Genomic DNA, 23,233 nt, shown 5'->3' with positions numbered 1-23,233 from the left:
CGCGCCACAACCGCTACAATCGACCCTTTACAGTGCGTGGCCGCGCCCGCCGCGCGCGCAGACCAGATACCGGATTGATGATGATTAAGCGCCCCATGTTGAAGTTGAAGATTGTCTCGAAGCCGGCCCCGACGCCGGCCGAGGCCGCCGCCGCCGAGGCCGCCGCGTACGCCAAGCTGCGCCCCAGCTACCACCCGGACGTGAAGCCGCGGCTGCAACCGAACTTCCAGCCCGACCTGCGCGCCGATTCGCTGGCGTTTTGCCTGCTCGGCGCCGCCAACGCGGTGGCCCAGGTGCGCGGCGGCGGCGCCCTGCCGCAGGCGCTGGCCAAGGTGTTCGCGCAGAACGGCGCCACGCCGCAGGCGCGCGGCGCGATCCAGGACATTTCCTACCGCGCCATGCGCCAGCTGGGCCGCAGCGAGACGCTGATCGGCCTGATGACGTTGAAGGCGCCGGAGCCGCCGATGCTGGCCGCGCTGCTGTGCTGCGCGCTGGCGCTGATGGCCGCCGAACCCGGCGAGCAGCCCTACGAGGAATTCACCGTCGTCGACCAGGCCGTCACGGTGGCCACCTCGCACCCCGACATGGCGCACGCCAAGGGCATGGTCAACGCCGTGCTGCGGCGCTTCCTGCGCGAGCGCAAGGCGCTGTTGGCGGCGGCGCTGCAGCAGCCGCTGGCGCAGTGGAACTACCCGCAGTGGTGGATCGACGCCGCGCGCGCCGCCTATCCGCGCGACTGGCAGGCGATCCTGACGGCCGGCAACGCCGCGCCGCCGCTGACGCTGCGCGTGAACGCGCGCAAGAGCACGGTGCCGGCCTTCCTGGCCCGCCTGGCCGAGGCCGGCATCGGCGCGGCCCAGGTCGGCCCGTCCGCGGTGCGCCTGGAGCAGCCGGTGGCGGTCGGCCTGATCCCCGGCTTCGCCGACGGCCACGTCTCGGTGCAGGACGCCGGGGCCCAGCTGGCCGCGGCGCTGCTCGACTTGCGGGACGGCATGCGCGTGCTCGACGCCTGCGCCGCGCCCGGCGGCAAGACTTGCCACATCCTGGAAACGGCGGCCGTCGAGCTGACCGCCATCGACGCCGACGCCAAGCGCCTGCCGCGCATCGCCGAGAACCTCGAACGGCTCGGCCTGGCGGCGACGCTGAAGGCGCAGGACGCCCAGTCGGCGGCGTGGTGGGACGGCCAGCAGTTCGACCGCATCCTGGCCGACGTGCCATGCACCGCCTCGGGCATCGTGCGGCGCCACCCCGACATCCGCTGGCTGCGGCGCAAGGGCGACGCGCTCCAACTAGCAACACTTTCGGCCAAAATCCTCGACAACCTTTGGCAGATGCTGCGCCCCGATGGTAAATTGTTGTTCGTGACCTGCTCGTTGTGGCCGCAGGAGTCGGAAGCCCAGGCCGCCGCCTTCGCGGTGCGCAACAACGCCACGCGGCTGCCGGCGCCGGGCCAGTTGCTGCCGACCGGCACGGCCGAACAGGACCACGACGGGCTGTTTTACGCCTTGTTTCAAAAAAATGGCGGGTAAGCGGCCGGTCCGCCATTTTCCAACGCAAGCACCGCAAGCACCGCAACCACCGCAACCATTATTGAGCACCGGCCCACTTGTGACGACACGCTTTTTCCGATTGCTCGCCTGGCAACTGCTGCTGACGCTGGCGTGCATGCTGCCGCGCGCCCACGCCGCCGACGGCGTCGAGATCACGCGCGCCTACATCGAGTCGGTCGACGAGGGCTACAAGCTGGCCGCCAGCTACGCCTTCGACCTGAACCACGGCCTGGAGGACGCGGTGCAGCACGGCGTGCCGCTGTTCTTCACCACCGAGATCGAGCTGACCCGGCCGCGCTGGTTCTGGTTCGACGAGAAGGCCATCGTTGCCAGGCGCACCAGCCGGATTTCCTACAACGTGCTGACGCGCCAGTACCACGTCTCGATCACCGGCAACGTGCAGCAGAGCTTTGCCTCGCTCGAGGACGCGCTGTTCCTGATCCGCCGCCCCAGCCGCTGGCTGGTGGCCGCGCGCGGCGCGCTCAAGCCGGGCGAGACTTACAACGTCACGCTGCGCATGGACCTGGACCGCGACTACCTGCCCAAGCCGATCCAGGTGAACGCCTTCAACAACAGCGAATGGCGCCTGAGCTCGAATAAAAAGTCCTTCCTGTACAAGGCGGAGTAGTGAAGCAGGCGTTGCGCTATGCGATGGTGGTGGGCGGCGGCGTGGTCAGCATCTTGCTGTTCCTGCTGGCGTCGGCGTCCGACAACTCGGGTTTTTTCGACCGCTATTATTCCTGGTTGCTGGGCCTGAACGCGGCGGTGGCGGTGTCGCTGCTGCTGCTGGTCGGCATTTCGCTGGCGCGCCTGTACGCCCGCCACAAGAGCGGCAAGTTCGGCTCGCGCCTGATGGCGCGCCTGGTGCTGCTGTTCGCCGGCATCGGCATCCTGCCCGGCCTGGTGATTTTCCTCGTCTCGGTGCAGTTCGTCTCGCATTCGATCGACTCCTGGTTCAACGTCAAGATCGAGGCCGGCCTGGAGGCCGGCCTGAACCTCGGGCGCGCCGGCCTCGACAGCGAGCTGCTCGAACTCAAGGCGCGCGCGCTGCGCTCGGCCCAGGAACTGTCCTCCGAACCGCCCGAATACAATATGGCCACGCTGGCGCGCCTGGTGCGCGAGCGCGGCATGCAGACGGCGCTGATCGTGCGCGCCGACGGCCGCCTGGTCGGCGGCGCCGGCGCCGGGCCGAACGCCAAGCTGAGCGCCGAGCTGCCCAACCCGGACATGCTGTCGCAGGCGGCCGGGCCGGCCGGCTACGGCGCCGCCGAGGGCGGCATGGAATTGCAGGACGGCAAGGACGGCGGCGGCATGCGCCCGGCCGCCGCGGCCGCCGCCACGGCGGCCGACCCGACCACCGGCCTGCGCCTGCGGGTGCTGGTGCCGATCCCGGGCGCGGCGCCGCGCTACCTGCAACTGCTGCAGTCGGTGCCGGTCAGCCTGGCCACCAACGCCGAGGTGCTGCGCACCGCCTACAGCGAGTACAAGGAGCGCTACGTGGCGCGCTCGGGCTTGCGCAAGATGTACATCGAGACGCTGACCTTGACCTTGCTGCTGGCCATTTTCGGCGCCATCGGCAGCGCCTTCCTGATCGCCGACAACCTGGCCCAGCCGCTGCTGGTGCTGGCCGAGGGCACCCGCGCGGTGGCCGAGGGCGACCTGTCGCCGCGGCCCATCGTCGCCAGCCGCGACGAGCTGGGCACGCTGACGCAGTCGTTCAACACCATGACGCGCCAGTTGTTCGAGGCGCGCACCGCCGTCGAGAGCAACCGCGCCGCGCTGCAAAACGCCAAGGCGCACCTGGAGTCGGTGCTGGCGAACATGTCGGCCGGCGTGATGGTGCTCGACGGCGACTTCAAGCTCGTCACCTGCAACGAGTCGGTCGAGCGCATCCTGCAGCACGCCGGCGCGACCATGGTCGGCCAGCCGCTGGCGCACATCGGCGGCATGGAGGAGTTCGGCGGCGCCATCGTCAGCGCCTTCACGGCGCAAAGCGCGCAGACGGCGTCGGGGCGCAACCTGCAGCGCCTGCACTGGCAAAAACAGGTGGAGATTCCGCGCCGCCCCGGCGACGAGCACGACATCACGCTGCTGGCGCGCGGCTCGCGCCTGCCGCTGGAAACCGGCAGCGGCTACCTGGTGGTGTTCGACGACATTTCCGACGTCATCTCGGCGCAGCGCTCGATCGCCTGGGGCGAAGTGGCGCGCCGGCTGGCGCACGAGATCAAGAACCCGCTGACGCCGATCCAGCTGTCGGCCGAGCGGCTGCAGATGAAGCTGGCCGACAAGCTCGGCGAGGCCGACGTCGCGTTGCTCAACCGCAGCACCACCACCATCGTCAACCAGGTCGACGCGATGAAGCGCATGGTCGACGACTTCCGCGACTACGCGCGCACGCCGCCGGCGGTGCTGACGCCGCTCAGCCTGAACGAGCTGATCGAGGAAATCCTCCACCTTTACCTGGGCGGCGATGACGCCGACATCATCCACCCGCTGCTGGCGCCGGGCCTGCCGCTGGTGATGGGCGACGCCACCCAGATGCGCCAGGTGGTCCACAACCTGCTGCAAAACGCCCAGGACGCGATGAACGACGTCGCGCCGGGCGCGCCGCACCCGCGCATCGACGTGCGCACCGAGGCGATCCACTACCGCAGCGCCGGCGGCGGCGTCAACGTCGCGGTGCGCCTGGCGATCAGCGACAACGGCCCCGGCTTTGCACCGAAAATACTCGCGCGCGCCTTCGAACCGTATGTGACGTCGAAGGCGCGCGGCACTGGATTGGGACTGGCCATGGTCAAGAAAATCGTCGACGAACATGGCGGCAGGATCGATATTGAGAACCGGGCCGACGGAAGTGGCGCGTCTGTCGTCATTTTGCTGTTAAAGTTAGCTCCGGTTAATCTGGCTTAACGCTTAAAACACTAATAAAATCATAGTTGTGACGCGGCGCGGTGACTGCGCGGCGAAATCGGCGAAATGAGGAAGGCAAGGATAGATGGCAAACATTCTCGTAGTTGATGATGAAATGGGGATCCGCGAGCTGCTCTCGGAGATTCTTGGAGACGAGGGCCACGCGATCCAGTTGGCGGAAAACGCCCAGCAGGCGCGCGAGGCGCGCAACGCCGGCGCGCCGGACCTGGTGCTGCTCGACATATGGATGCCGGACACGGACGGCGTCACGCTGCTCAAGGAATGGCAGCGCGACGGCTTGCTGACGATGCCGGTCATCATGATGTCGGGCCACGCGACGATCGACACCGCCGTCGAGGCGACCCGCATCGGCGCGCTGAACTTCCTCGAGAAGCCGATCGCCCTGCAAAAACTGTTGAAGGCGGTGCAGCAGGGTCTGACGCGGGCGCAGGAAACGGTGCGCGCGCCGGCGCCGGCGCCGCGGCCGCAGCCGCAAGCGCCGCTGGACGACGGCGCGGCCGGCGCCGCCTCGCCGTTCGGCGGCGCGGCGGCGCAGTCGCACGCGGTGGTGCGCACCGGCGCGCTGGCGCAGCCGGCCGCCGACGGCCACACCTTCAGCCTGTCGTTCGACCTGCCGCTGCGCGAGGCGCGCGACGCCTTCGAGCGCATGTATTTCGAACACCACCTGGGCCGCGAGGGCGGCAGCATGACGCGGGTGGCGGAGAAAACCGGGCTGGAACGTACCCACCTGTACCGCAAACTCAAGCAATTGGGCGTCGAGCCCGGCAAGCTGGCCAAGAAAAACCTGTGATGGGCGGCGGCGCCGGTAACACGGCAACCGTGCTGGTGACGGGCGCCGGCGCGCGCGAGCGCGAGGCGGCGATTGCCGCCGCGCTGCACGCGGGCGCGGACGGCGCCGCCATCCTCGAAGGTTTGGCCGACGGCAATTCCGCCTTGGCCGACCTGCTTGAGCGCGCGCCGGCCGCGGCCGCGCCGCGAGTGCTGCGCATCGCCCCCGGTTGCCTGTGCTGCACCGGCAACCTGGTGCTGCGCGTTACCCTGAACCGCCTGTTGCGCCGGCCGCCGGCGCAACTGTTCATCAGCCTGGCCAACGCCGAACACCTCGGGCAACTGCGCCAGTGGTTGACGAGCCCGCCTTACGACGCCCTGCTGACGCTGGGCGCCGACCTCGACCTCGACCTGGCCGCGTGCTTTGCCGGCCCGCTACACGACTGAACGGCGCGTGCGGGCGACGCGTTTGCGCCACTCCGGTATCATATCCTGACACACTGCGTCGGCGCGGGGCCGTCCGCGCCACTTGAAAACGCCGGCGACAGCCCCACCTGATTTCTGAAGAACGATATGGCTTGCCGCCATGTCGATGAAGCGAAGGAATCCACATGAATCTGATCTACAACAGCGAGCAATATAGCGTCGTCGAATTCGGCGTCGACCGCGACCTGGAAGCGTTGCGCTTCGGTGGCTATGAAATCGTCGACAAGGGCGGCAAGCGCGAGACCTTCATCGCCGGCCTGTTGGCGCAGTCGTTCCGCCGCGACGTCAACCTGCTGATCGCGCGCGAGCCGAGCATGGAGGAAATCGACGAATTCCTGGGCGGCTACGATTCCTTGATGAGCCAACCGGTGCTGCTGCACTAACGGCAGCGGCGCTGGCCGGGCGTACCGGTGGCGACGGGCGAGGCTGTGCGGGTTTCCTCGCTACGTCGCCGTGTGTTGCCGCTATCACGCGCGCCGTCGCCCCGGCGGCGTGCGCGCGTGGTAAGGTTGGCCTGTTATAGCAGAACCGCAAGCAGACCATGTGCCAACTTCTCGGAATGAACTGCAATGTCCCTACCGACATTGTTTTTAGCTTTACCGGCTTCGCCATGCGCGGCGGCCACACCGACACCCACCACGACGGCTGGGGCATCGCCTTTTTCGAGGGCGCCGGCGTGCGCCATTTCGTCGACCACCAGGCCGCCGTCGCCTCGCCCGTCGCCGCACTGATCAAGCGCTATCCGATCAAGTCCAAGAACGTCATCGCGCATATCCGCAAGGCCACCCAGGGCCGGGTCGCGCTGGAGAACTGCCATCCCTTCGTGCGCGAGCTGTGGGGCCGCTACTGGGTGTTCGCCCACAACGGCGACCTCAAGGATTTCCACCCCGAATTGGACGGCATCTACCGGCCGGTCGGCTGCACCGACAGCGAACGGGCTTTTTGCTACCTGTTGCAGCAACTGCGGGCGCGCTTCGGCGCGACGGCTCCGCCGCTGCCGCGGTTGCGCGCCGCGCTGGCCGAACTGGTGCGCGGCATCGCCGCCCACGGCACCTTCAATATGCTGCTCTCGAGCGGAGGCGAACTGTTCGCGCACTGCTCGACCAATCTGTTTTATGTCGTGCGCCAACATCCGTTTGTAACCGCTAAACTATCGGACGAGGACGTCACGGTGGATTTTTCGACCCTGACCACGCCGCAAGACCGGGTCGCCGTCATCGTCACGCAACCGCTGACCACCAACGAGTCGTGGACCGCGTTTGCGCCCGGGGAATTGAAATTATTTGTCGATGGATTGCCGCAGGAAGACGAATCGGCGTAATTTGTCCAAGACAAGCGCAAATATTGCTGCCAAAATAGCCGTATGACATGATTATTACGGTAAAGTATTGACAATATTGACCCTCGACATGCGCGAAGCACCTTCTACCCCCTCGCCGCGTGTCACTCGACGTGAATGATAAAGATTTAATGATCGACATTTCTAGCACCGATATCGCCCCGAAACCTTTGCGCGTGCGCGAGTTTTACCTGGGGCGCCAGCCGATCTTGGATTGGAACCAGGCGTTGTTCGGCTACGAGTTGCTTTTTCGCAACGCCCCGGTCGGGCCGGCGAACATTAGCAGCGACCTGTCCGCCACCGCTTCCGTGATCGCCCACGCCTCCCAGCTGGGCATGGAAAAAGTCATCGGCGACGCGCTCGGCTTCGTCAACGTTGACGCCGACGTCATCATGAGCGACATTTTCGGCTTCCTGCCGCGCGAGAAGGTGGTGCTGGAAATCGTCGAATCGATGATCGTGACGCCGCAGATCCACAGCCGCATCGGCGAGCTGGTCGGGCACGGTTTCACGTTCGCGCTGGAAAACGTCATCGCCGACTCGAACCAGGTGCAGGAACTGATGTCCCTGGTCGACTACGTCAAGATGGACATGAGCAAGGTCGAACTGGCCACGCTGTCGACCCTGGCGCCGCGTTTCAAGCGCGAGCAGAAAAAACTGGTGGCCGAGAAGGTCGAGACCCGCGAGGAGTTCAAGACCGGCCTGGACCTGGGCTTCGATTTCTTCCAGGGTTATTATTTCGCCAAGCCTGCGATCATGACGGGCAAGAAGCTGTCGCCGTCGCAACTGGCGGTGATGGAGTTGATGACCCTGGTCACCTCCGACGCCGACAATATGGAAATCGAGCGCGCCATCAAGCGCGACGTGTCGCTGGCGCTGAACCTGCTGCGTCTGGTCAACACGCCGGCCGTCGGCGCGCGCCAGCGCATCGATTCGCTCAGCCAGGCCGTGTCGGTGCTGGGCCGGCGCCAGTTGCAGCGCTGGCTGCAAATCATGCTGTACGCCGAGCCGAGCAAGCGCGGCCACAGCATGACGCCACTGCTGATGCTGGCAACGACCCGCGGCCGGCTGTTGGAATTGTTGGCGACCAAGCTGCGCCCGAACCAGGCCCACGCCGCCGACGTCGCCTTCACGGTCGGCATCATGTCGCTGATGGACACGCTGTTCGGCGTGTCGATGGACGAGATTTTGAAGCAAATCCACGTGATCGACGAGGTCGGCGAAGCCTTGCTTGAACGTAACGGTTTCTATGGCGACCTGCTCAAGCTGGCCGAGTGCATCGAACGCATCGAAGACATGGAAGACCAGATCGTGCCGACCTTGCGCGAACTGGCGATGTCCACCGAAGACCTGGTCGAGCTGGAAATAGCGGCCTTCGAGTGGAGCGACAACGTGGTGCGCTACGCGCTGTAAGCTGGTTGTCGCCCAAGTAAACCGGCAATGAGCCGGCAACGGCGCCTCCTTATCGGGGCGCCGTTGGCGTTTCTGCGTGGCGGCGCTCAGGTCGCGGTGCCCGTGCCGGGCCAATGCTTGTGCAGCTCGGGGTCGGTGCGCATCTCCCACAGCGCCAGGACGGCCACGGCAATGCCGACGATGAGCTCGTTCCACATCGCCGTGCCGCGATCCGCGGCGCCCAATACCCACGGCGACGCGGCCACCCATATGCCCACCAGCAAATTGAGCAGGACGGCCCAGAAATACGTCTTGTACAGGTCGAAGGCGGCCAGCACCGCGATCACCACCCCGGAGACGAAGGCGTTGATCATGTGCGGCGAGCCTTCCGGGTAGCTGAACGCCCACGGGGAAACGATCAACCATAAGCCGAGTACCAGGATCAGTTGGTCTTGCCAGCGCCTTGCGCTTACCACTTCGTTCGTTGCCATATGCCCTCCATTGCTTGTCACGGGAATGTCGTGCAGCGGGGGACGCAACAGCTTGGCTGGCGCAAACCCGCCGACGTACACAATTAGTGCGCGGGGCGGCAGAAAAGTTCAGTGTTGTGCATGGCCGCGATTGTCGTCGGTCGGCTTAGCCGGAACGGCGTAAGCCGACCGGCGACGCGCGATCCGGTCATTGCATCAAGACAGGTTCGGCGCGAGCCAGCGTTCGACCTCGTCCTTGCTGGCGCCGCGGCGCTTGACCATGTCGTTGAGCTGGTCTTCGCCGATCTTGCCGACGACGAAGTACTTCGACTCCGGATGGGCGAAGTAGAAGCCGGACACGGCCGCGCCAGGGAACATGGCGAACGATTCGGTCAGCCGCATGCCGATTTCCTCGGCCTGCAAGACCTTGAACATGTCGGCCTTGACGGTGTGCTCCGGGCAGGCCGGGTAGCCGGGCGCCGGGCGGATGCCCAGGTATTTCTCGCCGATCATGTCCTCGTTGCTCAGCGTCTCGGCGCTGGCGTAGCCCCACAGGTCTTTGCGCACGCGCTCGTGCAGGTATTCGGCGAAGGCTTCGGCCAGGCGGTCGGCCAGCGACTTGAGCATGATCGACGAGTAGTCGTCGTGGGCGTCCTCGAAGCGCTTCTCGTACTTCTCGATGCCCAGCCCGGAGGTGACGGCGAACATGCCGATGTAGTCCTTTAACCCGGACGGCTGGCCCTGCAGCAGTTTCGGCGCGATGAAGTCGGCCAGGCACTGGTTCGGACGCTGCACCTTGTTGCCGTCGGCGTCTTCGATAATCGGCTTGACGCCCTGCTGGCGCAGGCCGTAATAGGTGAAGGCCACCGTGGCGCGCGTGTCGTCGGTGTAGATCTCGATGTCGTCGTCGTTGACGCTGTTGGCCGGCAGCAGCGCGACGACGCCGTTGGCGCTCAGCCAGCGCCCGTCGATGAGTTTTTTCAGCAGCGCCTGGCCCTCCGCGAACACCTTGGTGGCGGCGTCGCCGACCACCTCGTCCGTCAAAATCGCCGGGAACGGCCCGGCCAGGTCCCAGGTCTGGAAGAACGGACCCCAGTCGATGTACTGGGCGATCGCCGCCAGGTCGACGTTCTTGAACACGCGCCGGCCGATGAACTTCGGCTTCACCGGCGTGTGCGCGCCGTCGAAGGGCACCAGCATCTTGTTGGCGCGCGCCGCCGCCAGCGTCAGGATCGGCAGCACCTTCTTGTTGGCGTGCTGCTCGCGGATGCGCGCGTAGTCGACTTCGATGTCTTCGATGTATTTGTCGCGCGCCTCCGGCGTCAGCAGCGACTGCGCCACCGACACCGAGCGCGAGGCGTCCGGCACGTATACCACCGGGCCTTCGTAGTTGTGGGCGATCTTCACGGCCGTGTGGGCGCGGCTGGTGGTGGCGCCGCCGATCAGCAGCGGAATCTTTAGCATGCGGAAGTGCGGGTCGCGCTGCATTTCCTTGGCGACGTGGGCCATTTCCTCCAGCGACGGCGTGATCAGGCCGGACAGGCCGATGATGTCGGCGTTCTCGATCTTGGCGCGCGCCAGGATTTCCGAGCAGGGCACCATGACGCCCATGTTGACGACCTCGAAGTTATTGCACTGCAAGACGACCGAGACGATGTTCTTGCCGATGTCGTGGACGTCGCCCTTGACGGTGGCGATGACGATCTTGCCCTTCGGCTTGGCGACGATGCCGGTGCGCTGCTCTTCGCGTTTTTTCTCTTCCTCGATGTAGGGGATCAAGTGGGCCACGGCCTGCTTCATCACGCGCGCCGACTTGACCACCTGCGGCAGGAACATCTTGCCCTGGCCAAACAGGTCGCCGACCACGTTCATGCCGTCCATCAGCGGGCCTTCGATGACGTGGATGGGGCGCCCGCCGTTGCCCAGCAATTCCTGGCGCGCCTCCTCGGTGTCCTCGACGATCCATTGCGTGATGCCCTGCACCAGCGCGTGCGACAGGCGCTGCTGCACCGTGCCCTCGCGCCAGGCCAGCGTCTGCACCTCGGCCTTGCCGCCGGCCTTCAGGGTGCCGGCGATCTCGATCATGCGCTCGGTGGCGTCGTCGCGGCGGTTCAGCACCACGTCCTCGACGCGCTCGCGCAGCTCGGCGTCGAGGTTGTCGTAGACGCCCATCATGCCGGCGTTGACGATGCCCATGGTCATGCCGGCCTTGATCGCGTGGTACAGGAACACCGTGTGGATGGCTTCGCGCGCCGGGTCGTTGCCGCGGAAGCTGAAGCTGACGTTGGAGACGCCGCCGGAAATCTTGGCGTGCGGCAGGTTGTCCTTGATCCAGCGGGTGGCGTTGATGAAGTCGACCGCGTAGTTGTTGTGTTCCTCGATGCCGGTGGCGATGGCGAAAATGTTCGGGTCGAAGATGATGTCTTCCGGCGGGAAACCGATGGCCCGCGTCAGCAGCTTGTAGGCGCGCTCGCAAATTTCGGTCTTGCGCTCGAAGGTGTCGGCCTGGCCCTTTTCGTCGAAGGCCATGACGATGACGGCGGCGCCGTAGCGGCGGCACAGCGTGGCTTGGCGCAGGAACTCGGCCTCGCCTTCCTTCATCGAGATCGAGTTCACCACCGCCTTGCCCTGCACGCACTTCAGACCGGCTTCGATGACCGACCATTTCGACGAGTCGATCATGATCGGCACGCGCGATATGTCCGGCTCGGAGGCGATCAGGTTGAGGAAGCGCGTCATCGCCGCCTGCGAGTCGAGCATGGCCTCGTCCATGTTGATGTCGATCACCTGGGCGCCGTTCTCGACCTGCTGGCGGGCCACCGACAGCGCCTCGTCGTATTGCTCGTTGAGAATCATGCGCGCGAAAGCCTTCGAGCCGGTCACGTTGGTACGTTCGCCAACGTTGACGAACAGCGAGGCGTCGTTGACGGTGAACGGCTCCAGGCCGGACAGGCGCAGGTCGTGGTTGGCGGCCGGCACGGCGCGCGGCGCGGTCGTCGCCAGCATGTCGGCGATCGCCTGGATGTGGTCGGGCGTGGTGCCGCAGCAGCCGCCGGCCATGTTGATGAAGCCGCTGTCGGCGAATTCGCGCAGCAGCGCCGAGGTGTCCGCCGGCAGCTCGTCGAAGCCGGTGTCGCTCATCGGGTTGGGCAGGCCGGCGTTCGGGTAGATGCAGACGAAGGTGTCGGCGATCTTCGCCAGTTCCTCGGCGTACGGGCGCATCAGCGCCGCGCCCAGCGCGCAGTTCAGGCCGATGGTCAAGGGTTTGGCGTGGCGCACCGAGTTCCAGAACGCCGGCACGGTCTGGCCCGACAGGATGCGCCCGGAGGCGTCGGTGACGGTGCCGGAGATCATGATCGGCAGGCGCACCTGGTCCGGGTTTTGCTCGAAGTACAGGTCGATGGCGAACAGCGCGGCTTTGCAGTTCAGCGTGTCGAAGATGGTTTCGACCAGCAGCACGTCGGAGCCGCCCTCGACCAGGCCGCGGGTTTGCTCCAGGTAGGCCGCCACCAGTTGGTCGAAGGTGACGTTGCGCGCGGCCGGGTCGTTGACGTCCGGCGAGATCGAGGCGGTCTTCGGCGTCGGCCCCAGCGCGCCGGCGACGAAGCGCGGCTTGTCGACGCTGGAATACTTGTCGCAGGCGGCCCGCGCCAGCTTCGCCGCCTGCACGTTCATCTCATAGGCCAGGTGCGCCATATGGTAGTCGTCCTGGGCGATGGTGGTGGCGCCGAAGGTGTTGGTCTCGATCAGGTCGGCGCCGGCGGCCAGGTAGCGCTCGTGGATTTCCTGGATAATGTGCGGCTGCGTCAGGGTCAGCAATTCGTTGTTGCCCTTGACGAAGAGTTCGCGCGCGCCGCTGTCGGCCGGCGCGGCGAAGTCGATGAAGCGGCCTTCGGGGCCGCCGCGGTAGGCCACCTCGTCGAGTTTGTATTGCTGGATAATCGTGCCCATCGCGCCGTCGAGGATCATGATCCGGCGCGACAGGATCTCGCGCAACTGGGTTTCGGTCTTAGACATGGCGGGGATCACGGTATCGTTCATTTCATGCTTTCATTTGACGGGACGGGCAGGGCGTCGGACCAGGCTGGGGCCGTAACTTCGCGAGGATAAAATTATACGGCATCGGCCTGCTTTGGTTTGGCGGCGGGGCGCCGTGGCGGCGGCGATACGGGCGCGAAGAGGTTTCTTTGCCACACTATGGAGGGGGCCGGCCCGGCGGCGGCGCGGCGCGCCCCGCCCATCGTTATTTTTTCCTGAATAAAACTGCCCGATGAAATTTCTTCCGTGGATAATGCCTGTTTGGTAGAAATAGAGAGCGTTGTGTGATGGCTGCTACAGTTTCATTTCCGCGCGCCGCGCGACCAGGCGCCGCCGGGCCGCGCCTGGCGCTGGCCGCCTGTTTCCTGTTGGGTTTGTCCGCTTGCGGCGGCGGCGGTGCGGACGGCGCCGCGCCTGTCGCTGCGGTTGCGCCGGCGGCCGTCGCCACGCTCACCGGCGTGTCCGGCAATAGCGCGGTGGTGGGCGGCAGCATCGTCGTGACCGGCACCAACTTGAACCTCGTCGACGCCTTCCGCCTCGGCGACCTGGCGCTGGCGGCCAGCAACAGGACGCCGACCTCGGCAACCTTGACGATGCCGGCGACGCCGGCCTCGGGCGTGCTGACGATGGTGGTCGGCAGCACCTCGCTGAGCAGCGACTATCGCATCGACGCCTACGTCGCGGTGGCGGTGACGGCAATCACGCCGTCGGCCGGCCCGGTCGGATCGCGCGTCACCGTGAGCGGGCGCGGCCTGGCCGGCGTGACGGCTGTACGCTTTAGCAACGGCGTGGCGGCGACGCTGCCGGCCGAGCGCAGCGACGCCAGCCTGAGCTTCCCGGTGCCGCCGGGCGCCGCTTCCGGCAAGCTGAGCCTGACCGGCGCCTACAACGCGCTCACCACCGACGCCGCGTTCGATGTCCTGCCCGCCGTCACGCTCGCCGCCGGCGGCCTCGAATTTGCCCAGGTGTTCAGCCGCCGGGCCAACGATCCGCAGTTGTTGCTGACGCAAGACAAGGCGGTCGTGGTGCGCGCCGCCGTGCTGGCCGCCGCGCCGGGCCGGGCCAGCCCCGCCGTCAGCCTGAGCGCCTACGCCGGCAACGGCGTATTGCTGGGCCGCATGGCGATGACGGGCCCGGCCGAGTTGCCGCTGGCCCGCGACGACTACCGGCTCGACACCACCTTCAACGCGCTACTGCAAGGGGCCTGGGTACGGCCCGGTTTGACGGTCAGGGTGACGGTTGGCGAGGGCGCCGCCGCCGTGACCCTGGACGCCACACCGCCGGTGGCCGCCGCCACCGCCATCCGCATCGTGCTGGTGCCGCTGCGCACGCCATCCGGCGTGACCGTCTCGCCAAGCATGGACAGCGTGAACGAGCAGCTGGCGCGTATCTATCCGTATGCGACGTCGAGCATCACCGTGGCGCAACGCCAGCCCTTGACGGTGAGCGGCAGCAGCGCCGACCTGAGCTGGTGGCACAACGCCTTGGCCGAGCTGGAGGAGGTACGCAAGCAGGAAGATCCGACGGCGTTTTATTATGGCCTGGCGCCGACTTACACCAATCCTTCGGCGCTGACGCATACGGCGGGGATGGCCTATTTGACCGACCGCGACAGTGGCCGCGGCGCCACCTCGGCCCTGGGCGTGGACGCCACCTGGCGCAAGCCGAGTGCAACGGACCCCTTCGGCAACAACTGGCCGCTGTGGCTGACGGTGATGTTGCATGAGCTGGGCCACAACCACTCGCTCAAGCACGTCGACTGCGGCGCGCCGGAGAATGTCGATACCGACTATCCGTACCCGAACGGCGATCTGGGCGATCTGCCGCTGTACGACAGCGTCTACCGCGCGACGACGTATCTGGGTGGCTTGGACGCGCCGCGGGCGGTCGATCTGGATGGCGTGAGCGGAAAAATGAAAGACGTAATGAGTTACTGCGACGGCGCCTGGCTGTCCGATTTCAGCTACCTGCGGGCCCAGCAATTTTCACTGAAGCGCGCGCAGGCGCAGGCGCAGGCCCCGGCCCGCGTGATGGCGAAACGCACGGCGGCGCTGGCCGACGGCTACCTGAGCATCTCGGGCAGCATCAGCCGCGGCGCGCTGCTACTGCGCCCCGCCATGGCGTCGAGCGCCCGCCTGCACCAGGAAGTGGCGGGCCAGCAGCACGCCTACGTGTTGCGCGTGGTGACGGTGGCGGGCCAGACCTTCGACCAGCCCTTGGAGACCCAACTGGTCGCCGACAGCAAGGTCGAAACCCGCCACTTCTGGGCCAGCCTGCCCAACCCGGGGCCGGTCGCGAGCATCGAGGTGTTGTACCAAGGCAAGCCGCTGGCGCGTCCGGCGGCGGCGCAAACGCCGGCCGGCAAGCGCGCCGCGGCGCCCGGTGTGGCCAGCTTCGACTGGACGCTGGAGGGCGGGCGCCTGGCGTTGACCTGGAACGCCGCCGTCGAGCCGCAGGCGGCGGTGCTGCATATCGCCGCCAACGGCCAGAAAACCGTGCTGGCCAACGCCTTGAGTGGCGGCAGCGCGGCGCTCGACGTCAGCGCGCTGCCCGTTGGCGGCCGCTTTGAGGTGAGTCTGGCGACGACGTCGAACGCGCGTTTGCTGAGCATTCCGCACCACTGAGCGCGAGCGCCCGCCCGCGTCGATAGGAAGCGGGCCAGCAGCGCGCCGGCGAAGCGCGCTTCGAGCGGAATGCGCATGCTGTGGCCGCTACCGGGCGGCATTTGCGGGTAGCGCTGGCGGATTTCCTCGATGTCGTTGAGCGACAGCTCGCGCGGCGGAATCACCCGCGTCAGACCCATCGCCCAGTTCACCGTGTTGGCCTGCACCGACCTGTAGCGTTGAGCATGACCAGTGAATGGGACGAGAATGGGCCACCGTGGTGCGAATTGCTGCACGAGTAGATGAGAACGACCTGGAACAGTCCGAAATACGCGGTCGAATTGGGTCACCGCGCAGAACGATTTGTGTGAAACTTGCACGAAATATGTGCATTACTAAGTATTGATCTGCGTTTGCGGCACCATTACCATGGTCTTCTCTCCACTTTGACTGAAAGAGCCCATACCATGCCGATCCTGAACGTGCGCCTGTCGACCAGGCCAGATAGCGTCCAATACGCCGCCGTGGCCGGCGCGTTGTCGCGCCTGACCGAGCAGATTTTGCACAAAGACCCTGCGCTGACCTCGGTCGCCATGTCGCACGTCGAGCCGGCGCACTGGTTCGTCGGCGGCGCGCCGCTGTCGCAGCAGGGCAAGACCAGCTTCTTCCTCGACATCCTCGTTACCGACGAGACCAATACGGCGGCGGAGAAGGGCGCCTACATCGCCGCCGTGTTCAAGGAAATGGCGGCGCTGCTGGGCGAGCTGCACGACGTCAGCTACATCCACGTGCACGACGCGCGCGCGGCGGCCTGGGGCTATGGCGGCAAGACCCAGCAGTACCGCGGAATCAAGAAGCAGCTTGATACGCCTTGATGGCGGTGGCCCCGGTTTCGTAGGTCCGGTTAGCCCGCCCAGGGCGTAACCCGACTGGCGTCGGCAGTGGCTCGGCGTCGGATCACGCTGGCCCCGGCGGCCCCCGCATCCGGCCTACGGTTGATTGCGGAGGATGGCGCGGTTCAGTCCCAGCGGCGCGTCCGGTACAGCTCGGCGGCGAAGTCGACGAAGGCCCGTACCTTCGGCGACAGGTGGCGGTTCTGCGGATACAGCGCGTACAGTTCGCGCGGCGCGATGGCGTAGTCGGGCAGTACCCGCACCAGCTCGCCGCGCGCCAGTTCGTCGCGGACGATGAACGCGGCGGCGGCCGCGATGCCCAGCCCGCCGACGGCGGCCGCGCGCAGGGCGATGCCGGTGTTGGCCTGCAGATTGCCCTGTACGCTGACGTGGTGGGCCGCGCCGTCCGGCCCGGTAAAGTCCCAATCGCGCGGTTGCGCCGCCAGGGTGTAGCTCAGGCAGTTGTGCGCCAACAGATCTTGCGGCGTGCGCGGCGCGCCGTGCCGCTCAAGGTAGGCCGGCGCCGCCACCAGCGCCACGCCGCCGCTGGCCAGGCGGCGCGCGATCAGCGTCGAGTCGGGCAGCTTGCTCGTCAGCCGCAGGGCGACGTCGAAGCCGTCCTCGATCAGGTCGACGATGCGGTCGTTGCACACCAGGTCGATGCGCAGTTCGGGGTAACGGGCGAGAAATTGCGGCAGCCAGTGCGCCAGTTCCAACGCGCCGAAGGCCATCGGCGCGTTGACGCGCAGGCTGCCGGCGGGGCGCGCCTGCTGCTCGGCGACGGCGCGGTCGGTGGGGCCTTGAGCGGTCCACGCACTCCTTCGACTTGTGGCTTCATGTCGCGCGCCAGGTACTGCAATTCCAGCTGCAACCACCAGTGAGGCGTCGACATGAACGTCAGCAGTTCGACACAGGGTCGGCTCGGCGTTGCGTGGACGCTTTCTGATTATTGGTTTGTACTCCATTGCCAAATCGTTCGACCATATGCAGAATTGCCAAAAATAGGCATGACATCGCCTTGCTTGAAATGACTGCGGCTATGCAGTTTGGCCGGGGTTTCCCAGAAGCCGGTTTGAGGGCAGGGCTGTCCGCCCTCAATACGCCTGGCATTGACTAATGTTTCCGTATCCCGGCTGGTGTAGCGGTTTTCTTCCCATAATTTTCGTGCATAATCGACCAAGTCTTTGGGATAGACAAGATGGTCGATTACACTGTCGTTCAAGTCAAGTATAAAGGCGGTTGCGCCCGCTTCAAATGCCCAGTAACCGTAATAACCAGCATAGCCTTCTTCGTTAACCTTTAGATGCTCGTTGTACCAGCGTGGATGATCTTTCATGGCCGGATACCACTGCTTCAGGTACTTATTGACGAGATCGAGCGTGGTCTTTTCATTCTCTTCATAGTACGCTTGCAGCAGGATGTCATAGGGTTTGCCGATAATACAAGTTTCTAGCGTCTGCTCATCTTCGACGTATTCGCTAATCAATTGTTCGAACAGACCGTCCTGGCCGCGGTGACTGCGTAATATGTGGATGATGCGTTTAACCGAACGTTGATCGCGCAGCAATATGGCGATGCTTAGCAGTTGTAGTGTGTTCTCGTAATCGGAAAGGGTGGAGAAGTCCGGCGCCCCTGCATATTCATACGGACCAAACTCTGGAAACTCAAGCGCAGCTTCCTGTTGATAAAATTGATCCACATCATTCCACGCTTCGAACGCATCCACAATGCCCGATATGTGCGGCGCCAGCTCATCAATCGGCACGCCCGCTGTGTAGTCGAGCATCCAGATCCAAAACATTTCTAGGTATAAAAACCGATGAACCGAAGAGTTTTCCTGTGTCGAATCGGCTATTTCTTTATTGGCAAGTTGACCTTCAATTAACGAAAATTGATTTTTTCGAGTTTTATTATAGAGTTCTTCGTAGAGGAACTGCTGGCGGCGGCGCTCATGAAATGGTAAAATTTCCATTGCTATTTTCTCCGTTTTTTCTTGGTTGAATCTGGTTTTTCTTCTTCTTGCGAACGTGAGGAGTTATTGGGTGTTGATTTTTTCGATCTTGTACGACCTTTTTCTGTGCGATCTATTTCAATATGGTCGAACGTTTCAGTTATGTTATGAGTTTTTTTGTGTTTATCATGTAATTTTATGTTGTAATGATCGCCTGTTGAAAGTAGCTCCAATGTGGCTTCAAAATGATCAATAACTCCAGGCGCTGCGGTTAACTTGAGTTTGCTATTCGGGTGGGCTGATGTCAAGAACGGATTGGAGCCAGCAGTAATTCCAAGCATAAGGTACACCCAACGATTTTTCAAATTGCTAGCCGATTGCATTGCGGCAGTCTTAGTGCTCTCACGAATCCAATTTTTCCCCATCTGTGTGCCCTTTTTAGGCTGGCCAAGCAAAGCCCACAACATGAGTTCTCTGTCGTTGAGTGTGGCGGGGGCTCGCGGAATACTGCCATTTCTGACGTTGTTTTGCAGCCGTTCAAACAGACTGTATACAGTCTCGCTGAACTTCGCCTCGATGAAGTGAAACGTGTCGCCGTCCGTCTGCCAGATTGTATCGGGACCGGATAGCGTCACCTTTGCCAAGTCTTCCGGTACTAGCTCAGTGGGGCGCTTGTGTTTGCTATCGGGGCCGACAATGCGCGGGTAGTCCGAGCGCCATTTCCCATGTATGTTGCCGTGGGGCCAGGCGCCGGCTTGTTCAAGCACGTGTTCCATATGATAATAATCCGCCATATGTTCGCCGATCAGCCCCCTTGGTCCGAATTTTATTTCAGAAAGCAATTGCCGTATTGGCCTCGCAGTATGCGTCACCGGCGCGCTGCCGCCGCCGCTGCTCTGACGGTTGGAATCGGCGACTGGCTTGTGCGTCTTGTCTTTTCCGGGTGAAACCGGTTCCTTGGCTTTGGCCGTGGTCACAGGCTTGCCTGGCTTGGGCGCGGTTGTCGGCTTCGAATGTGGCGTGCCGCTGTGCGGGTGGGAGGCGCCGGGCCTGTGGTTGTGCTTGGCGGCCGGATTGGCGCCGGTGGTGGCTGCGGCGGCAATTTTTTTCGCCGCCCACAAAGCGTCCTCGCCCAGCATGTCCTGAATCATTTCCTGCACCGCTTTGGCTCCCTGCGCAATGCCGGCCTTGAGCGGTCCACGCACTCCTTCGACTTGTGGCTTCATGTCGCGCGCCAGGTACTGCAATTCCGGCTGCAACCACCAGTGGGGCGTCGACATGAACGTCAGCAGTTCGACGCAGTTATCCAGCGCGCCCATCGCGGTTGACATGGCCAATTGGGTATTCTGTGCCCACTGGAAGGTCTTCAGGAACTTGATCGCGGCACCCTTGCTTTCTCCCAGCATGGCTTCGATCATCACGTGGCCGCCGGCGGCCGCCGCTCCGGCCTCCTTGCGGTATTTTCTCAAGGGTTTGATGATCGTTTTGAACAGGCTTCCCACTTCGGGAATACAACCGAACGCCGCCAACGCGATGTCGATCCAGTCATCCTTGGTCGCGTGCGCCACACCTTTCCTGCCGATCCGATAAATCATTCCCGACACGTCGCGCACGTCCATGATTTGGTCGACCACGGGGACCAGGGAAATGGCGCCCCCGATCACCATGGCCGCCTTGCCTTGATCCTCTTCAAAGTCACCTAAAATCAAGTCTTTGAAGAATTCTACGACCTCGTCAACGAAGTTTTGGCTCATGATCGTGTACCTTTTCCCTTGTTTGCCCTGGCCGCTTCCAGCAAGGCTGTGGCTTGATCTTGCTGCTGTCTGGCCAGTAGGAGCTGCGGATCGGGCGCCAGCGGCGGTGCTACCCATTCACGCTGGTCTTCACCGTACTCGACGTGGTACTCGCCGGGAGGAACGTTTTCGACACGGGCGTGCCCCTTTGCATCCAGCAAACCGTTGCGTGAAGTGCCATTGGCGAAGGTGATCTTGTAGGGTGAATTGACGACCGGCTCTAAATCGCCGTAATGCAAGTTCAACTCAATGGCCCGGTCAATATCGGCTGCTTTGGGGAGGGCCGGCAGACTGGCCTGGCTGCTGGCCGGCCCGGTCAACTCCTTCATGCTGGCCTTGAAGTCCATCTTGCCCGGCCCGTGAATCATGATGTTGCCGCCTTCAAGCTTCAGATAGGCGCCTTGCGCCGTCATCAGCACATGCTCCTTCGCGGCGATGTTGACGCTCTGGGTGACGCTGGCCACGGTGACGGCCTTGTCGGCGGTGATGCTGGTCTTGTCCGATTGGCTCTGGCTGCTGACCTTGCCGGTCGCCGCGTGCAGTTTGATGCCGGTTTCCTGGTTCGGCTTGTCCTTATTGCCGGCCTTGCCGTAGGTGAACAGGCTGAGGCCCGCCTTCACCAAGTAATAGCTGTTGCCCTGCGCGGCGAAGTTGATGTCCTGCCCGGCGGTGACGCTGCCGGTGTTGCCGGCGGCGAGGATGGCGTTGGCCGGCGTGGTCGCGGCGATGCCGGCCGGGCTAGACAGTTGCAACTGCGTTGCCGTGTAGGCCGTCACCGGAGTCTGCCCGCCGCCGCCGTCCGTACCCTTGAGTACCTCGACGCTGTTGGCCATCTGGGCGATCGCCGGCAATTGGTCCGGTGCCGGCTCGGCCTGGCCCTTGTCGTCCTTGATGCCGGCGTTGTGCTTTTGCGCGGTGCCGGCCATGCTCAGTTGCAGTTCGTGGCTGCGCTCGATCTGCGCCTGCGCCTCCTGCGAGTCGAGCTGGCTGCCGCTGGCGCCGTTGCGGGCGTCGCTCGACAGCAGCATCCCTTGGCCGGCGCGCAGCGCGGCGGCGTGCTCGGTTTTCAATTCGGCGCCGAAGCCGGCCTTGGCCAGGCGCTGGTTGTCGCTCTGGTGGCGCAGGTGGCCCAGGTTCAGCTCGTCGTTGCCGCGGTGCGCCTTGGCGTGGCGCTGCAGCGACAGCCGTGGCTGGCCGGGGCTGTCGTCGAACACCAACTGGTTGTAGGGCGCCGGCGCCGCTCTGGCTGCTGGGCCATCGCCTGCGATTTCAAGCCCGACAGTACGGCCGGGTGGGCGTGCCGCCGCCCCTCGCCGGGAACCAGGCCGCGCGTTGCCGGTGGCCGCGCCGCGCCCTTGAACGCCTGGTTGTGCTGCGCGTCGGGCTGGCCCTTGCCGTTGTAGACGGCGCCGATGACGACGGGACGGTCGATGTTACCTTCAAAGAAGTCCACCAGCACTTCCTGGCCGACGCGGGGTAGCGCGTTGGCCCCCAGTTGGCGCCGCCACCGGGGCGATCGGCGTGGCCACGCGCACCCAGGTGCCGGCGCGGTGGTCGGCCGGGCGCCGCTGTGGCCGTCCGGCGCCGGGTGGTCGAGGCGGCTGTGGCTGCCGGCGCCGCGCTGCCAGTGCATCTGCACCAGGATGCGGTGGTCGCGGTCGGTGTGGATGACGCTGCCGGGCGGGCCGACGACGATGGCCGTTTGCTGGCCGTGCACGGTCGGGCGCGGTGCAGCAGGTGGCCGTGGCCGTCCACGCCGCTGCTGCGGTAGGGCGTGGCGCGGGCCGATGGCGTCGAGGCGGCAGCGGTACAGCGGCCGTTCGCCGATGTGCCTGCCGCTGGCGTGCAGGCTGTGCGCTTGCTCCTTTTCGTTGGCGGCGGCCAGCGCGCCCTGCCCAGTTCGCGCACGATGCCGGCGCGGCATCTCGGCGCTCAGGTTGTTGTGCGCCAGGTGCACGGCGCGCACGATCAGGAAGCTGCGGCCGTCGTCGTCGCGGGCGGCGTCGAACCGGTGGTGGCCGCGCAGGGTGAAGGTGGTGCCGGGCGCGGCGGTGCGCACGGTGCCGGCGGCGGTGTGGATTTCCCTGCCCGCCTCGAACGCCTGCAGCTGGTTGTCGGCGATGCGCTGGCCCTGCGCGCGGCTCTGGTAGGCGTAGGCGCCGGGGGCGTCGCGGCTGAGCAGGCGCACGCCGTCGCCGATGTCGCCGTAGGCGCCGACCGGGTTGTCGCGGCAGGAGCGGTAGTCCCAGGAACTCAGTTCGATGGCGTTGGTCCGCTGCGTCAGCGTGGTGCGCCAGCGGTCCAGGCTGTCCGCCTTCATCACCGCGCCGGGCTGGGTGAATGCAATGTCGGCCTGGACGTTGGCTTGGAAGCTGCCGTTGTGGTCGGCCACGACCAGGGTATGCCCGCCCAGGCCGGGGCCGTCGCCGGCGCTGTGCTCGTAGTAGTAGAACAGGCCTTCCTCGCTCATCAGGCGCAGGACGAAGGCGAGGTCGCTTTCCTGGTATTGGGTGGTAAGGCTGCGGCGCGGGCAGATGTCGCGCTCGGCGATGTCGAAGCGCCACGCCGGCATCAGGCGGCCCTGGCCCAAGTAGGGGGCGAAGACGGAGTCGAGGATGTCGCACACCGTCATGTCCTGGAAGATGCGGCTGTCCTGGTTCAACGCCAGGAAGGCGGTCCATGGTTCGATGGTCAGCGCGTAGCGGGCGAAGCCGCCGTTCGCTGCGGTCATTTCGACGGCCGTGATGTGGCCGTGGAAGGGGCGCCGGGCGCCGGCGGCGCCGGTGAGCAGGTCGACGCGGGCGGGCTGGCCGATCAGCGACTTCAGGGGGATGCGGGCGTCGCTGGACAGCGCCGCGACCTTGAGCGAGTAGCCCTGGCTCAGGCCTTCCTCGCCGCGTAGGCATTCGACTAGTAATTTGTCGGGGCCGAGCGGTGTCGTCAGTTGCAGCAGGCGGGTGCTTTGCGTGAAGCCCGCAAGCAAGGCTTGCAGGCTGGATGACTGTGGCATTTGGCACTAC

17 protein-coding genes are annotated in these 23,233 nt (G+C 65.1%); 10 read left to right on the top strand and 7 right to left on the bottom strand.

The annotated features are described in order from the left end of the window. Positions 1-80: 80 nt before the first annotated feature. From rsmB to JANGC3_RS0116565, 8 genes are all read left to right on the top strand, one after another. The gene (gene rsmB / locus JANGC3_RS0116600; protein WP_026133088.1) at positions 81-1,529 is read left to right on the top strand and encodes a 16S rRNA (cytosine(967)-C(5))-methyltransferase RsmB; all 1,449 of its coding nucleotides are present in this window, start codon (positions 81-83) and stop codon (positions 1,527-1,529) included. A gap of 79 nt (positions 1,530-1,608) precedes the next feature. Then, positions 1,609-2,178, top strand: coding sequence for a DUF4390 domain-containing protein (locus JANGC3_RS0116595; protein WP_026133087.1), 570 nt, complete (start codon positions 1,609-1,611; stop codon positions 2,176-2,178). 23 nt (positions 2,179-2,201) lie between these two features. Then, positions 2,202-4,460 (top strand): ATP-binding protein, encoded by a 2,259-nt coding sequence (locus JANGC3_RS0116590; protein WP_051068390.1) that lies wholly within the window; start codon positions 2,202-2,204, stop codon positions 4,458-4,460. An 85-nt stretch (positions 4,461-4,545) separates the two neighbouring features. Beyond that, on the top strand, positions 4,546-5,271 hold the full coding sequence (locus JANGC3_RS0116585) for a response regulator (protein WP_026133086.1): 726 nt from the start codon (positions 4,546-4,548) through the stop codon (positions 5,269-5,271). Continuing rightward, positions 5,271-5,696, top strand: coding sequence for a hypothetical protein (locus JANGC3_RS0116580; protein ID WP_035788763.1), 426 nt, complete (start codon positions 5,271-5,273; stop codon positions 5,694-5,696). The genes JANGC3_RS0116585 and JANGC3_RS0116580 overlap by 1 nt, the downstream gene beginning before the upstream one ends. A 164-nt stretch (positions 5,697-5,860) precedes the next feature. After that, on the top strand, positions 5,861-6,118 hold the full coding sequence (locus JANGC3_RS0116575; protein ID WP_017877613.1) for a BTH_I0359 family protein: 258 nt from the start codon (positions 5,861-5,863) through the stop codon (positions 6,116-6,118). A gap of 158 nt (positions 6,119-6,276) precedes the next feature. Then, positions 6,277-7,056, top strand: a complete 780-nt coding sequence (locus JANGC3_RS0116570) for a class II glutamine amidotransferase (protein ID WP_026133085.1) — start codon at positions 6,277-6,279, stop codon at positions 7,054-7,056. Between the two features lie 149 nt (positions 7,057-7,205). Further along, on the top strand, positions 7,206-8,486 hold the full coding sequence (locus tag JANGC3_RS0116565; protein WP_017877611.1) for an EAL and HDOD domain-containing protein: 1,281 nt from the start codon (positions 7,206-7,208) through the stop codon (positions 8,484-8,486). Between the two features lie 86 nt (positions 8,487-8,572). Here the strand turns inward: JANGC3_RS0116565 and JANGC3_RS0116560 are convergent, their stop codons facing one another. Both JANGC3_RS0116560 and metH read right to left on the bottom strand, forming a co-directional pair. Next, a complete protein-coding gene (locus JANGC3_RS0116560; protein WP_017877610.1) occupies positions 8,573-8,956 on the bottom strand; it encodes an SPW repeat protein in 384 nt (127 codons plus the stop codon). A gap of 195 nt (positions 8,957-9,151) precedes the next feature. After that, on the bottom strand, positions 9,152-12,976 hold the full coding sequence (gene metH, locus JANGC3_RS0116555) for a methionine synthase (protein ID WP_017877609.1): 3,825 nt from the start codon (positions 12,974-12,976) through the stop codon (positions 9,152-9,154). 284 nt (positions 12,977-13,260) lie between these two features. On the opposite strand from metH, the gene JANGC3_RS0116550 reads away from it, so the two are divergent. Both JANGC3_RS0116550 and JANGC3_RS0116540 read left to right on the top strand, forming a co-directional pair. Next, positions 13,261-15,597 (top strand): IPT/TIG domain-containing protein, encoded by a 2,337-nt coding sequence (locus JANGC3_RS0116550; protein WP_157406687.1) that lies wholly within the window; start codon positions 13,261-13,263, stop codon positions 15,595-15,597. A 446-nt stretch (positions 15,598-16,043) separates the two neighbouring features. Next, complete coding sequence (locus tag JANGC3_RS0116540) at positions 16,044-16,451, top strand: tautomerase family protein (RefSeq protein ID WP_017877607.1); 408 nt, start codon at positions 16,044-16,046, stop codon at positions 16,449-16,451. Between the two features lie 143 nt (positions 16,452-16,594). On the opposite strand, the gene JANGC3_RS29490 is transcribed toward JANGC3_RS0116540, so the two are convergent. The 5 genes from JANGC3_RS29490 to JANGC3_RS33850 all read right to left on the bottom strand — a co-directional run bounded on the left by JANGC3_RS29490 (position 16,595) and on the right by JANGC3_RS33850 (position 23,223). After that, positions 16,595-17,344: a substrate binding domain-containing protein gene (locus tag JANGC3_RS29490; RefSeq protein ID WP_232429722.1), complete on the bottom strand. Its 750-nt coding sequence runs from the start codon at positions 17,342-17,344 to the stop codon at positions 16,595-16,597. 71 nt (positions 17,345-17,415) lie between these two features. Then, complete coding sequence (locus tag JANGC3_RS0116530; RefSeq protein ID WP_081611887.1) at positions 17,416-18,441, bottom strand: PoNe immunity protein domain-containing protein; 1,026 nt, start codon at positions 18,439-18,441, stop codon at positions 17,416-17,418. A 2-nt stretch (positions 18,442-18,443) separates the two neighbouring features. Beyond that, positions 18,444-20,174 carry a hypothetical protein gene (locus JANGC3_RS0116525; RefSeq protein WP_017877604.1) on the bottom strand — a complete coding sequence of 577 codons (1,731 nt, stop codon included), beginning with the start codon at positions 20,172-20,174 and terminating at the stop codon, positions 18,444-18,446. Next, complete coding sequence (locus JANGC3_RS33855; RefSeq protein WP_232429721.1) at positions 20,171-21,427, bottom strand: DUF2345 domain-containing protein; 1,257 nt, start codon at positions 21,425-21,427, stop codon at positions 20,171-20,173. The genes JANGC3_RS0116525 and JANGC3_RS33855 overlap by 4 nt, the downstream gene beginning before the upstream one ends. After that, positions 21,349-23,223: a type VI secretion system Vgr family protein gene (locus tag JANGC3_RS33850; RefSeq protein WP_232429720.1), complete on the bottom strand. Its 1,875-nt coding sequence runs from the start codon at positions 23,221-23,223 to the stop codon at positions 21,349-21,351. Before JANGC3_RS33850 ends, JANGC3_RS33855 begins: the two co-directional genes overlap by 79 nt. Between the last annotated feature and the right edge of the window lie 10 nt (positions 23,224-23,233).

Origin of the sequence: Janthinobacterium sp. CG3, from assembly GCF_000344615.1 — a bacterium.
GTDB lineage: Bacteria > Pseudomonadota > Gammaproteobacteria > Burkholderiales > Burkholderiaceae_D > Janthinobacterium.
This window is presented reverse-complemented; position numbering and strand designations above follow the sequence as displayed.